This is a genomic window from Streptococcus sp. HCA-5024, from assembly GCF_037890265.1.
Lineage (GTDB): Bacteria > Bacillota > Bacilli > Lactobacillales > Streptococcaceae > Streptococcus > Streptococcus lingualis.
The window spans coordinates 369,421-383,342 of record NZ_JBBKBR010000001.1; the positions used below are offsets into that span (position 1 = coordinate 369,421).

At 43.8% G+C, this 13,922-nt stretch carries 14 protein-coding genes; 5 read left to right on the top strand and 9 right to left on the bottom strand.

The annotated features are described in order from the left end of the window. Positions 1-135: 135 nt before the first annotated feature. The 3 genes from WKT08_RS01940 to birA all read left to right on the top strand — a co-directional run bounded on the left by WKT08_RS01940 (position 136) and on the right by birA (position 2,988). Positions 136-969, top strand: a complete 834-nt coding sequence (locus WKT08_RS01940; RefSeq protein ID WP_195529351.1) for an AraC family transcriptional regulator — start codon at positions 136-138, stop codon at positions 967-969. Between the two features lie 67 nt (positions 970-1,036). Then, positions 1,037-2,044 (top strand): LacI family DNA-binding transcriptional regulator, encoded by a 1,008-nt coding sequence (locus tag WKT08_RS01945; RefSeq protein ID WP_340279671.1) that lies wholly within the window; start codon positions 1,037-1,039, stop codon positions 2,042-2,044. 8 nt (positions 2,045-2,052) lie between these two features. Beyond that, positions 2,053-2,988 (top strand): bifunctional biotin--[acetyl-CoA-carboxylase] ligase/biotin operon repressor BirA, encoded by a 936-nt coding sequence (birA, locus tag WKT08_RS01950; protein ID WP_340279672.1) that lies wholly within the window; start codon positions 2,053-2,055, stop codon positions 2,986-2,988. Between the two features lie 117 nt (positions 2,989-3,105). Here the strand turns inward: birA and WKT08_RS01955 are convergent, their stop codons facing one another. From WKT08_RS01955 to WKT08_RS01970, 4 genes are all read right to left on the bottom strand, one after another. Further along, positions 3,106-3,354: a hypothetical protein gene (locus WKT08_RS01955; RefSeq protein ID WP_340279673.1), complete on the bottom strand. Its 249-nt coding sequence runs from the start codon at positions 3,352-3,354 to the stop codon at positions 3,106-3,108. Beyond that, complete coding sequence (locus WKT08_RS01960; protein ID WP_223345523.1) at positions 3,338-3,586, bottom strand: hypothetical protein; 249 nt, start codon at positions 3,584-3,586, stop codon at positions 3,338-3,340. Before WKT08_RS01960 ends, WKT08_RS01955 begins: the two co-directional genes overlap by 17 nt. 146 nt (positions 3,587-3,732) lie before the next feature. Then, positions 3,733-4,677, bottom strand: a complete 945-nt coding sequence (locus WKT08_RS01965) for a cell wall-binding protein (protein WP_320909946.1) — start codon at positions 4,675-4,677, stop codon at positions 3,733-3,735. A 371-nt stretch (positions 4,678-5,048) separates the two neighbouring features. After that, a complete protein-coding gene (locus WKT08_RS01970; protein ID WP_340279674.1) occupies positions 5,049-5,990 on the bottom strand; it encodes a cell wall-binding protein in 942 nt (313 codons plus the stop codon). Between the two features lie 524 nt (positions 5,991-6,514). Between WKT08_RS01970 and WKT08_RS01975 the strand changes: the two genes are divergently transcribed. Then, entirely contained in the window at positions 6,515-7,618 is a 1,104-nt protein-coding gene (locus tag WKT08_RS01975) for an ABC transporter permease (protein WP_340279676.1), read from the top strand. Position 7,619: 1 nt separating this feature from the next. Continuing rightward, the gene (locus WKT08_RS01980) at positions 7,620-8,309 is read left to right on the top strand and encodes an ABC transporter ATP-binding protein (RefSeq protein ID WP_340279677.1); all 690 of its coding nucleotides are present in this window, start codon (positions 7,620-7,622) and stop codon (positions 8,307-8,309) included. A 184-nt stretch (positions 8,310-8,493) separates the two neighbouring features. On the opposite strand, the gene WKT08_RS01985 is transcribed toward WKT08_RS01980, so the two are convergent. From WKT08_RS01985 to WKT08_RS02005, 5 genes are all read right to left on the bottom strand, one after another. Next, the gene (locus WKT08_RS01985; RefSeq protein WP_340279678.1) at positions 8,494-9,819 is read right to left on the bottom strand and encodes a sensor histidine kinase; all 1,326 of its coding nucleotides are present in this window, start codon (positions 9,817-9,819) and stop codon (positions 8,494-8,496) included. Beyond that, a complete protein-coding gene (locus tag WKT08_RS01990) occupies positions 9,816-10,469 on the bottom strand; it encodes a response regulator transcription factor (protein WP_048790036.1) in 654 nt (217 codons plus the stop codon). Before WKT08_RS01990 ends, WKT08_RS01985 begins: the two co-directional genes overlap by 4 nt. Before the next feature lie 70 nt (positions 10,470-10,539). Then, positions 10,540-11,916, bottom strand: coding sequence for an ABC transporter permease (locus WKT08_RS01995; RefSeq protein ID WP_340279679.1), 1,377 nt, complete (start codon positions 11,914-11,916; stop codon positions 10,540-10,542). A 12-nt stretch (positions 11,917-11,928) separates the two neighbouring features. After that, a complete protein-coding gene (locus WKT08_RS02000) occupies positions 11,929-12,570 on the bottom strand; it encodes an ABC transporter ATP-binding protein (protein WP_340279680.1) in 642 nt (213 codons plus the stop codon). Between the two features lie 6 nt (positions 12,571-12,576). Next, a complete protein-coding gene (locus tag WKT08_RS02005; protein ID WP_340279681.1) occupies positions 12,577-13,839 on the bottom strand; it encodes an ABC transporter permease in 1,263 nt (420 codons plus the stop codon). Positions 13,840-13,922 lie beyond the last annotated feature (83 nt).

Sequence of the window (13,922 nt, forward strand, 5' to 3'; positions counted from 1 at the left end):
TATCACTATGTATTTTTAAATTCAGTTCCAATAACTTTCTTTTTTAGCATGTCTTTATTTTACTCATTGTAAACGCTTCCGAAAATAGAATTTTGTTGCACATATATGGTAAAATGTTAGGTAGGAGGTTCAACCATGTCAGTCTTTTCTGAATACCAAACCGACACTATTGACCTAGCCCTTGATTTTTATGGCTACGAAGATTGTCCGAAGAATTATGAATTTGGTCCTAGCGTCCGAGATAATTTTGTCCTGCATTTTGTTACCAAGGGAAAGGGAGTCTTCCACTTTGAAAAAAAAGAAATCCACCTAGAAGCTGGGGATCTCTTTCTTCTTCCAAAAAATAAGGTGACCTACTACCAGGCAGACGCTGAAGAGCCTTGGTCCTACTACTGGATTGGCATCAGTGGCACCAAGGTAAGTGATTTCATGCGCTTTTCAACCCTACATGCAAAAGGCTATCTAAAGAAAACAGAGGTGGACACAGAGCGGATTGGCCTGTTTATGGAGCAACTCGTCCACAAAGCAGAGGCTTCAAAGATGACTTCGCACTACCAACTCCACCTTCTCTCTCAGATCTATGAACTGCTATTTCTTATCAGTGAAGTGGCTCCCGATATCCATCGGAGCCATCCATCTCCCACCTATCAGCTCTATCTGACCTGCAAGCATATGATTGAGACGCATTACAATAAAGATCATCTAAGTATTCAAGAGATCGCCGATGACCTCAATGTCCATCGGTCTTACCTAACAACTGTTTTTAAGGAGTTTCACCAGATCTCTCCCAAAGAATTCCTGCACTCGGTCCGCATGCAGCGAGCCCAGCAATTGCTGGCCAACACAGACGAGAGCATCAAGATTGTAGCTTACTCAGTGGGCTTTTCAGATCCCCTCTATTTTTCAAAGGCTTTTAAGGCCTATAGCCAACTGACTCCTAGCCAATATCGTAGCAAACATAAAATTTAGTAAAATTTTATTTCTTTTTACTAGTTTTTAGAGTATACTGGAAGTAGAAATCAATAAAGGATGAACTATGGCAACGATTAAAGACATTGCGGAAAAAGCAGGCGTTTCTCAGGCAACGGTCTCTCGCGTCCTCAACCAGGATGCGACCTTATCGGTCAGTGAAGACACGCGCAGTCGGATTCTTCGCATCGCTGAGGACCTGCATTACCAAAAGAAGAGCCGCAAAACAGCGCCTCAACCAGTTGAGGATTTTCATAAAATCATCATCTTTGAATGGTACACACGCGAAGAAGAATTAGATGACCTCTACTACTATGCCATTCGGATGGGGTTAGAAAAACAAGCCCAGGAATTAGGCTATGAGATCTTTCGTATCTTCAATAATGACGATTGGTCCTTGATTCAAGAGGCAGACGGCATCATCGCTCTTGGAAAATTCAGTCCCAAGACCATTCGAGATCTAGAAAGCTACGGCAAACCCCTGATCTTTGTCGATAGCAATACCCTCTATTTAGGGCATTCCTGTGTGACGACCGATTTAGAAGATTCTGTCATCACTGCTCTCGAGTACTTTCTTGAGCAGGGCCACAAGGAGATCGGGCTCTTGGTCGGGCAGGAAGAGACGGCAGATGCGACACCGCTACAGATGGATCCCCGTCAACGGAGCTTTCAACAGTTTCTCACGGAAAAAGGACTTTATGAGGAGCGCTTTGTCTCTGTTGGTCAATTCTCAACTGAGTCAGGTTATCAGATGATGGAGCAGCTGATTCAAGACTTGGGCGACGTCTTGCCAACTGCCTTTTTCATGGCTAGTGATGCCTTAGCTGTTGGAGCCCTGCGGTCTCTTCAGGAGCACCAAATCGCAGTTCCTGATCGCGTCAGTCTCATTTCCTTCAATGATACATCGATTGCTAAGTATGTTTTTCCCGCTCTCTCTACAGTAACCGTCTACACAGAAGAAATGGGCAAGCAAGCTATTCAGATGTTGCGGCAGACCTTTCAAGGGGCTCAACCAAGTGTTCCCTATATGGTCAAATTAGCCACCAAACTCACGATTCGAGACAGCAGTCGCTAGGAGGTCTTATGAAAACACACGAAATCCTCTTTCAAACCCTTTCTCAGGCAGATGATTATGTCAACGGGGAGCAGCTGGCGCAAGAACTAGGTGTTTCCCGCACCTCTATCTGGAAGGCTATCCAACGTCTAGAAAAAGATGGGGTCGTTATCGAATCCCTCAAAAAGAAGGGCTACAAACTGGTCTCAGGCGATATTCTGCTACCTGAGGTCATCGCAAAAAATACCCAATTGACCGTTTCCTTAAATGAACAATGTAGCTCCACCCAATTGGATGCCAAATTAGGCATAGAAGCCCATCAAGAAGGCAAGGCGCTCTACCTAGCCAATTCGCAATCCGCTGGAAAGGGCCGCTTTGGTCGTGACTACTACTGCCCCGATCAAGGGGGCATCTACATGTCCCTTCATCTCAAGCCACAACTGCCCCCTGCGGAGCTCCCCCCATATACCCTCATGGTCGCTGGGGCTATCTACAAGGCTATTAAAAACCTGACCCTGATCGATATCAATATCAAGTGGGTCAATGATATTTACTACCGCCATAAAAAAATTGGGGGAATCTTAACTGAAGCCATCACGTCAATCGAGACTGGTCTTGTCACGGATGTCATTATCGGAGTCGGTCTCAATTTAGCCATCCCTACTTTCCCAGAAGAGCTAGAAAGTAAGGCTGGTTCCTTATTTGAAGGGCCTTGTCCCATCACCCGCAATGACCTTATCAGCGAGATCTGGAAGGAATTCTTCCAAACGGATATTGATGAACTGGTCTACCTCTATAAAGAGCGCTCCCTGGTCCTAGGACGAACTGTCACTTTTGAGCAGAACCAACAGACCTATCAAGGACTCGCCAAAGACATCTCTGATACCGGCCAACTCTTGGTCCAATTAGACAATCAAGAAGAAATCTGGCTCAATAGCGGAGAAATCTCCTTGACGAAATGGTGAAAATAAGTATAGAAAAAGCCACCCGAGGGTGGTTTTTTTGATCTATTTTGAAAGCTCCTTCTACCCAAAAACTACGGAACTTCATTCTTTTTAAGATATCCATAACTAGTTACGGCTTTAACTCTTGCTCCATTTTTTTACAAAGCGATTTAATGCTGTTTGCACTTTTTCTAGGAGCTCTGTTTGCTGAGAATCACTGACTCCAACTCGGTTAGTGGTCCCATCTTTCTCCGTATGGAAATAACTAGCATGTAGTAATACCCACTCTTTATCTAATGAAAAGGCTACATCTATTTTTTCACCCTCAATGATCGTTGAAGAGGTAATCAAGATTTTATTGTCATCTGGACTAGGAACTCGTACCATCCATTTCCAGTTGGTCTATGCCACCCACACGTCTGATCTCCGCGTCTGAAGGAATCCCATAGCCAGCTTCTCTAATGGTATTGGCATTACGACGATCAAGTATTCTTGCCAGCAATTCAATTTTATTTTTAGATGAAAAATTTGGAGCTGGTTGTTCATCCGGAACAAAGAGATGCCAAGCTACTAACACAGTCATTCCTAACAATAGAAAGATCAATCCCTTTTTTATCACAGATATCCTCCTCTCCTCACGTCTTTTCTAGCTCCGCTTCGATGTATGTCTAGTATAGAACAAACCACAGCGAGGGTGGTTCGTTATTATCATAATTAAAAACACCCCAAAAGTTAGAAATATCCAACTTTTGAGGTTTTAATCAATTAAGGCTCATTATTGATAACAGAACCATCAATACCAAATGTATAAGAAACACCATCAATAACTAACGTTTTATTTGATGCAAATGCACCACCATCGTTAGGATCCGCATAATATTTTCTTCCATTTAATTCTAGCCACCCCGTCTTTAAATCACAATTAGCTGGGTCAAAATAATAAGTTTTTCCATCTTGAAACGTAACCTGACCAGCAAATGCCTTACCAAATTCGTCAAAGCAATACGTTTTCCCATCTATAGTTTGCCAACCTGACACTTGTGCTCCACTTTCTGGGTCGTAATAATACCACTCTAGACCACGCTGTCCTTGTTTAGATATCCAGCCCGTTTTCATATCGGAATTAACTGGATCGAAATAATAACTTTTATCACCTATCTTTTGGAAACCTTTTAACGCATGATGGAGAAAGTAATACCATTTCCCATCTATATTTCTCCAACCGGTAGCTTTTTCTCCACTTACAGGGTCGTAATAATTCCATTCCGTACCAGTATATCCTGGATTAGATATCCAACCAGTTTTCATATCACCATTAACTGGATCAAAATAATAAAGTTTTCCATCTAAATTTTGTTCACCCATACGTGCCCCATCTGTCGTAAGGTAATACCATTTCCCATCTATGTTTTGCCATCCAAGTTTTTTATCCCCATTCACTGGATCAAAATAAGACCAGTTTTTGTATATATCCCCATTAACATACCTACCCTCACGTAGATACCAGCCGGTCATCATATAACCTCTTTCATCAAATTTATACCACTTCCCGTTAATCTGAGCTTCTGTATCTTTATAATAGGAACCATAATATGTTTGATACCACCAACCAACATTATCTCGATGCCAATCAGCCTTTACTTGAGATACTGGAGTTAAAAGTAATATACCTAATACAATACCTAGCAAAAACTTAGTTGCTTTTTTCATTTTTATTTCCTCCTTATATTTTGTATACGCTTTCATTGTAACATGTTTATTTCTCTAAATCAAATGATGTATGGATATAGAGAGGTCGCTGTCAACGAATTCAATTATAAAGCACTCTCTTTTTATTTATCCTTTTAAAGGCTATCAGTATCCACTTTTAGATAAAATTATATAAGATATTATCTAAAAGTAATTAAAGAAATAACCTGCTCTATTATTAAATTTTTAGCAACTGACTTTATCAATGATTATAAATGAAGCTTATTAACTACCTAATAACTCACTCTGGTTATATTATAAAATTCTTTATCATCATAGTTAAAAACACCTTGACAGTTAGAAAAAAATCTAACTTTCAAGGTGCTGATCAATTAAGGTACATTGTTAATAAGAGTACCTCCATAATCGAATGTGTATGAAACACCGTCTATTATTAAAGTTTTATTTGATGCAAATGCACCACCATCATTTGGATCTGCATAATATTTATATTTACCTAACTCTAACCATCCTATTTTCAATTCACAAGTATCTGAATCAAAATAATATTGTTTTCCTTCTATATATATACGACCACTGGATGCCCCATACTCACCAAAGTAATACCTTTTCCCATCTATGTCTTGCCAACCTGATAGCTGTTCCCCACTTTCTAGGTCGTAATAATATTTTCTTGTAGCAGAGGCCTTTTCTCTGGTTACCCAACCCGTTTGCATATCGCAGTTAACCGGGTCGAAATAATAATTTTTTCCATCTAAATTCTGGGAACCTTTTAACGCACTATGTTGAAAGTAATACCATTTACCGTCTATATTTTGCCAACCCTTTACTAATGCTCCACTTACGGGGTCATAATAATACCAATTTGTATCTGAATTCTCTTGTTTGGAAATCCAACCAGTTTTCATATCAGCATTAACTGGGTCAAAATAATAATGTTTTCCACCTATATATTGTTTACCCATAAGTGCCCCATCTCTAGTAAGGTAATACCACTTTCCATCTATATTTTGCCAGCCAATCTTTTGATCACCATTTACTGGATCAAAATAAGACCAGTTTTTTATTATCCCCCACCTACTATCATTACGCTCCCATATGAGCTGCCAGCCGGTCATCATATAACCTCTGTCATCAAATTTATACCACTTCCCGTTTATTTTAGCTTCTGTGTTTTTATAATAAGAACCATTATTTAGTGAATACCACCAACCAACATTATCTTGATGCCAATCAGCCTTAGCTTGAGATACTGGAATTAAAAGCAATATTCCTAATACTCCACCTAGCAAAAACTTAGTTGTTTTTTTCATTTTCATGTCCTCCTTATATTTTTGTATACGCTTTCATTGTAGCATGTTTATTTCTCTAAATCAAATAATGTGTGAATATAAGGAGGCTATTATCAATGTATTCAAGGGTAAACAAAAAAATTTGCACAATTTGCTTATAATAAAAGAGGCACTTACTCCTCTACTTATTTTCTTCCAAAATATTGCCAATGTCCATTTAATGTCAAATACAATGTGACTTATCCATCAATTGTTTATTTATCGATTGCGAAATCCCCTAAAAGCAGTAATTTGAAAAATAACAAAATTTTAAAAATCTTAAATTGAGTCTTGAATATTCATCATAGCAAACTCTCAACTTTCCGGAAAACGTTTCTTTTTTTAGAAAAATATAATTTCATTATTTATCATTCAATAATTTTTGATTCCTTCATACTCCCCAAACACCATCCCCCTATTATCCCCCCACTTGTGGTATGATGGTAGAGTATGTTTAGGTGCCGTCAACCCTGCTCGAGCACCTCCGTGCTAAAAGGAGAACGAATATGAAAATCGCATGGAATGAAATTAAATACCAACCCAAGAAGTTTATCCTGATTGAACTCCTCATTACCATCCTTATGTTTATGGTGGTATTCTTGTCCGGTCTGACAAATGGACTGGGCCGGTCGGTATCAGCCCAAATCGATAACTATGGGTCGCTGCACTACATCCTTTCGACGGATTCAGAAGGGATTATCCCCTTTTCAACTATTAAGGTGAAGGATTTAGATGAGGTCCAAAAGATAGAGGGGATGGACTATTCGGGCTTGTCCATCCAGCGGGCGACCGTCTCAAAAACAGAGGATTCCAATACTCTGGATATCACCTACTTCGCGACCGATCACAATGAAGAAGAAATCCTCAACCCAATCATAGAAGATACAGACCTCAAGATCTCCGACTTAAAGAAAAACGAGATCATTTTGGACAGTTCTTTCAAAGAGGATGAAGGGATCCAAGTCGGCGATCACGTGATCGATAAAACCTCTAAGCAAAAACTCAAGGTCGTGGCCTTCGCGAAAAATGCCAAATACGGCTACAGCGAGATTGGTTTTATCAGCTCGGATACCTACACAGGCATGCGACAAAAAACAGATCCAAGCTATCAATGGCAAGCCCAAACCCTTGTGACCAAGAAAAGCATCCCTTCTAGCGATCTAGCCAGCAACTTAATGGTGGCGGATAAGAAGCAAGTGATCGATAAAATCCCTGGCTACAAGGCTCAAAACCTGACGCTACGGATGATCACGTGGGTGCTCTTACTCGCTTCTTCTGCTATCCTTGGGGTTTTCTTCTATATCCTCACCCTGCAGAAGTTGAAACAGTTCGGTGTCTTGAAGGCTATTGGCATGTCCATGAGCCAGATTACCTATGTCCAACTATCCCAGCTCACCATTATCTCCCTCATCGGAGTGCTGCTAGGGCTTGGCTTGACAACTATGATGGCGCCATTTTTACCCAATAGCGTCCCTTCCTTTATGACCCTTAAAGACAACCTCACCATTTCGGTTAGCTTTATCCTGACCTCTATCTTGTGTGGTGCCTTGTCCCTTGTCAAAATCAAAAAAGTAGATCCAATCGAAGTCATTGGTGGAAATGGAGAATAAGATGGCCATTATTGCATTAGAAAATATCAGAAAATCCTACGCCGATGGCAACCAGATGCACCATGTCCTCAACCAGCTTAATTTAAGCGTCGAACCCAACGAATTCGTCGCCATCTTGGGCCCTTCAGGATCTGGTAAATCCACTCTCTTAGCCATCGCTGGCTTGCTTTTGTCAGCGGATGAGGGGCGGATTCGCATCGCTGGCCAAGACTTGACTGGTCTCAACCAAGGCCAGTGGACGCAAAAACGGCTGGAATTACTCGGCTTTATCTTTCAGGATCACCAGCTCCTCTCCTATATGAAAATCGGTGACCAGTTAGAACTGGTGGCCAAATTAAAAGGGGATAAGGACAAGAAAAAACGCCAAGAGGAAGTCAAAGCCTTGCTGGCAGATCTTGGCATCGAAGCCTGTTACCACCAATATCCGAATCAGATGTCCGGTGGACAAAAGCAACGGGCAGCCATTGCTCGAGCCTTCATCGGAAATCCACAGGTCATTTTAGCCGATGAACCAACGGCTAGCCTAGACCCAGATCGAGGGAAAGAAATCGCCCAGTTGATCCAGAAAGAAGTCAAATCTAAAAACAAGAGCGCCATCATGGTGACCCATGACCGCTCCATCCTGACCTATGTGGATACCATTTATGAATTAAAACACGGCCAATTGCATAAGGTAGAAAAGGTTGATTAAATACAAGAGAGTGGGACAGAAATCGGTAATTCGTTAGAATTCGATTTCGTCGTCCCACCTCCGCACAGTTGAGTAGGGCTGTAAAAGCTGATGAAATCAGCGTAGTAGAGCCCACTCAACCACTGCGTCTTGCTCAACAATCCAAAAATAATTGAGAGGCTAGGACTTTTGTCCCAGCCTCTTTTTATTCTTGTGGATCTTTGGGCAGTTCCATACGGAAGCGTAAGCCCATAGCCGTTTTATCAAATTGGTAGGCCAGTTCTTCATGGTCTAGCAAGTGTTGGACCACGAAGAGTCCCAAGCCACCTTCCTTCTTCTGTTGGCTAGCGGTCATTGGCATCTCAGCGGTCTCTACCATTTCCTGGCTGGTATTTTCAACAGCCAAGTGCGTCCCTTCCTCTTCAAGACGGAGCTGAATCTCTCCACCGGCATCCGAATGCTTAACGGCATTACTGATGACATTTGAGAGGACCAATTTCAGAATCGCTGGGTCCATATAGACTGGTTTGACTGGGATCTGATTGTCAATCGTGAGCGAGCGGGATTGAACCAAGACCTTGTACTGGTCAAGGATCTGCTCTACGACCTGATCCAGCTGGATCCACTCCTTGTCTCCGGCCAATTCTTGGACAGAAGAAAGGGACAGGATTTCTAAGACGATCTGGTTCATCTCATCGACGATATCGAGGGAGACCGACAGGTAGTGGTCCCGATCCTTGTAGCGGCCGATCTTATCCCGCATATTTTCAAGGATAATCTTCAAGCTGGCCAGAGGGGTCTTGAGCTCGTGCGAGGCCCCCCGTAGGAATTCGACCTTCATCTGCTCCAACTTCAGATTTTCCTGTTTCTGCTGCTCTAGATTGTCGATCACCTCTAGGAGATGGTGATAGAGATCGTTGATCTGTTGCTTGAGGACGCCGATCTCATCCTGTGAATGAATGGGAAGACTGGCTGTCCGATCCAAGCGCTTCATCCGCTTGGTCATCTGCTTGATCTCAAGGATTGGAGCAGAAATCATTCGGGCATAGAGATAGGAGGCAATCAGCGACAGAACAAAGGAAGCCAGAAGACTATATGGAAGAAATCCCAGACTGATGTCCCGCGCTTCCTTTTGGGAATCGACAGTTGCTAAGAATTGCAAGGTCAAGTCCTTCCCCTCTTTGGTATGGATCTTTCGCTCTTCAATGACCAGAGAATTGTTCTGGCTGTCAGGGTTCACGAGCAGATCATCCTTGACCTCTAGGGCATTTTGTTTTTCCTTGCCCTTGATCGAGACCTTGATATCATTGGTATTGGAATAAAGGTCGATGACCGACTCAATGGTCCCTTCTTCCTGGCCTTGGAAACTCTTGGCTAGGGCCTGGGATTTCTTCAAAATCGTCTGGCGCTGGGACTCGATATAGGTCGATGGGAAAATAAAGTAAACCGAAGCGTGTAAAAGGATGACTAAGCTACTAAATAGGGCAAAGGTGATCAGAAAGATCTTTGCAAAGATACTCCGTTTGGTCATGGTCTCTCCAATTTATAGCCGACATTGCGTACCGTAACGATACAGTCCAGCTCTAGTTTTTTTCGTAGTTCCTTGATATAGACATCAATCACCCGGTCAAAAGGAATCTCCTCCGTCTCCTTCCAGACGGCATCGAGGATCTGAGAGCGGGTCCGGGCCTTGCCTTCATGCTGGAGCAAGTATTCCAAGATTTCCAACTCCTTGGCATTCATGGAGATGGCTTGCCCAGCTAGGCTGGCTGTGTAGCTCTCAAAATCCACCCGTGCCTCTCCATAGGTGAAGACCCGGGAAGGCTGAAGCTTTTTAAAAATAGCTTCGATACGGACCTTCAAGAGGGACAAGGAAAAGGGTTTTTCCAGGTAGCCATCTGCCAACTCTCCAAAGGCCGTCAACTTATAGTCCTCGTCATGGAAGGCCGTCAACATGAGGACAGGGACTGAGCTGGTCTTCCGGATCGTCTTGAGCACTTCCAAGCCATTGAGGATAGGGAGCTGGATATCCAGCAAGACCAGATCCGGCGTCTCTCTGTGAAAGAGGTCCAGGGCCTCCTGCCCATCGCCTGCTTCAAAGACCTCATAGCCACATTCCATGAGATAGTCGCTCATCCCTTCGCGGATCAGGACTTCATCTTCTACGATTAGTATCTTCATACACTTTCCTTTATCTAAGAACTTCTTCTACCTCCTATTATACCCTATTTCTATTTTAGGAAACAATCTCTTATTCGACATCCACCAAGAGTTCCTTTGGTTTCTTATGCAAGAGCCATTGTGAAGAAAGGATAGATACCAGAATCAAGAGAAGGCCACCGACCAAGACAATCACCAACAATTGGTTCGGTTGGATGTCCATATGGAGGTCCGTCAGGGTCTTACTGAAGCTTTCTGCCTCAGCTCCTCCACCAAGGTTGGCTGCAGAAGATTCTTGAGCCATTTGTTTGGCAATGCCACTGGTTACATTCTTGAGTACCGTATCTCCGACTGCTTTGGCAAGAAGTCCTGCAACTCCATAGGAAAGGAGGAAGGCTGGGATGGAAATCATGACTAATTCTGCCACGAATTGTCCCGCAATTTGCACCTTGGAGAGTCCCAGAGCCAGCAAGATCCCTACTTCTCTGCGACGGGCATTGAGCCACAAGACAAGGAGAAGGGTGAGAAGCAAGCTAGCAAAGATGAGGCTACCGATAAACAAGTAGTCTGCCACTTGGAACATGCTGCTGATCGATTTTTGCAAGGCTGGGTAGTTGGAAGAGCTCTTAACCAAGTCAAAGTAATTCCATGGGATATCCAAGGCTTTGATTTTTTCGATTAATTTATCGAGGTCTTGATCCCCTTTGGCAAAGAAGGTCGCATCCTCATAGGTAGCTGTTTGAACAGTATTGCCATAGAGCTTGGCAGCTGTATCTAGGTCAGAAATGAGGGTATCTTCATACAATTCTTGGGCGTAAGTTAGAGGAGCTTGGTTCTTCCCTGAGAACAGACCTTTAATGGTTACTTCGACAGTTTCATTGGCCCCTTTTTCATTGTCAGCGTCGTAGAGATTGGACTTGAGACGCACCTTATCGCCCACCTTGAGACCATTCTTTTTCGCCAAATCTTCGTGCATGAGGATTTGGTTTTTGTCCTTGTCTGTCAGGTGCTCCCCTTGGACCAGCTTGTAGGCTCCAGAGACAAACTTATCTTCTTTAGAAGAGTCATTGACCCCTGTCACCATCAAGGTATTCTTAAAGTGCTTGGCCCGCTCTGGAGATTGATTTTGCAGGGTTTCTTCAGTCTCAATGATCTCGTGGTCTAGGATATCTGCGATGGCATTGATCCGCTTGATGGAGGAGGTGATCCCCTCTACCTGGCTGATTTTTTCGATATCTTCTCCTCTGAGATTCCCAGCTCCCCGAGGGGTTCCTGGATTGGTCCTGCGGTTGATCTGCATGGAGAAGCTATTGGTGATGGATCCCAGGCTTTCCGATGAAGCTTTCTGGGTCGCTCCCTTCATGGAGAGTCCGATCAAGCTCAAGGTCACCATGAGGAGAATGATGGCAAAGAGCAAGAGAGACTTGGGCCATTTACGTGTGATATAAGCAAAAGCATTTCGCAACATAGCATTCCCTCCTTACTTGCTCTTCTCAACAAGGCTACGGCGACTCAATTCCAAGACCACATCGGAGGCCTCTGCCACTTCCTTACTGTGGGTGACGACAATGACACATTTTTGGCGTTCCTTGGCCAACTTCTTCAAAATGGCAATGATGTCACCAGCTGTCTGTTCATCTAAGTTTCCTGTCGGCTCATCTGCTAAGATGACAGGTGCTTCTGAAACAAGCGCACGCGCAATAGCCACCCGTTGTTGCTGCCCGCCGGATAGTTGCAGGACATTGCGTTTGATTTGCGTTTCGTCCAGCCCCAATTCCAAGAGAATGTCTTTCCCAGCTTGTTTGTTGACCAGGCGGACATTTTCCAGTGGCGTCAAATAATCAATCAAATTGTAATTCTGAAAGACCAGGGAAACATGGTGCTTGCGGTGGTAGCTAGACCCTTTGGTCTGGATGTCCTCCCCATCAAAGAGAACCTGCCCCTTCTTGGGATTGTCCAGTCCAGCCAAGAGCGAGAGGAGGGTTGATTTCCCTGCTCCCGATTGACCGATAATGCTGTAAAAAGTCCCATTTGCGAACTGATAGTTCACGTCTGAGAAGATCTCTTCTTGGTAGCTTTGGTAACTATAGGATACATGTTTGAGTTCTAACATAGATGTCATTTCTCCTTAACTCATTTTTGTTAATATTTCTTTTGGGCTCTTGCGCCAGATCATGCTGGTCGTTACACCGAGTGACAGAAGGATCAAGCACAAGAGGCTAGCATAGGCGATTCCCAAGGAAAGGCCTTGCGGGATTTGGTTGAGTAATTCTAGGGTCTGCTGTTGACCGGTCTGTCCGACAAACTGCTCTAAGAAACGATGGCTGACCATCCGCCCGATGAGAAAGGCCGGGATCAGTGCTAGTAAGGATACCAGCACCACTTCTAAGAGGAACTGTCCAAAAATCCGGCCCTTGCTCTTCCCAATGGATAAGAGGACGCCGATTTCATGGATCCGCTCCCGTGTCCAGAGACTGAGTAAGAGAGATAGGGCACCGGCTCCCGTCACCAGAAGGACGATCATCATGATCCGTACCAGGCCTTCTAAGGTCTGAGAGGATTCTTTCATCTGGTCAAAGGCTTTGCGATCTTCGACCACGCGCAGAGACTGCCAATCCAGATCCAAGCTTTTGACTTGCTTCAAGATGGCATCGATTTTCTCAGGATCTTTGACCCCAAAGGTGACCTGGGTCACTTCTTGCTGACTGAGCCCTAAGAGCTTAGCCGCATCCTCATAAGGGAGGTAGACTTGGTTTTCACTCAGATCAGAGGTCATCCCTGTGAATTTTTCCTGTTTCTTACCCGAAAAGATCCCAACGATTTTAAAGGTTTGCTCTTTGGCAGGAGTCTCTCCCATCTGAAAGCTGGATAAGGTCAAGAAATCTCCGACCTTTAGCTTATTCTTCTTAGCCAACTCTTGGTGAATCAAGATCTGCCCGCGAGCCTTATCGGATAAGTGCTTGCCTTGCACCAGTTGGAAACTACCACTGCGGAAATCCAGGTGCTGGTCTGTTTTCTGGGTGAAGACAGCACCTAGCGCTTGCTTAGCTTCCTGACCCAAATCGTCTCGCTCCACCGACTGCTGTCCCGTCATCGCTTCTTTTCCAAGAATGCGAACGGGACTTTCATATTGGGGAACCATGGCTCCCACCCCAGAAAGCTCTTTCACCTTTTCAGCCTCCTTCAGAGCAAAGGGAGTAGCCCCCTGCTTACTGGTCAAGGCAAAACTGGTCCCAGTCGACTGTTTGATATGTTCCTCCAGCCTTCCTCCCACTTGCATCAGTGAAAAACAGAAATACAAGCAAGAGAGGATTAAGAGCAGAATCAGAAAGAGGACCAGATTCCTCGTTCTTTTTCGAGAAATATAGGCGATTGCCTGTTGTAAGAGCATGATCTCACCCTCCATTTCAAGGTCCACAGCGATACAATGTGGACGCTTTCATCATTTGTTATAGTAATTATATAAAAGAAATG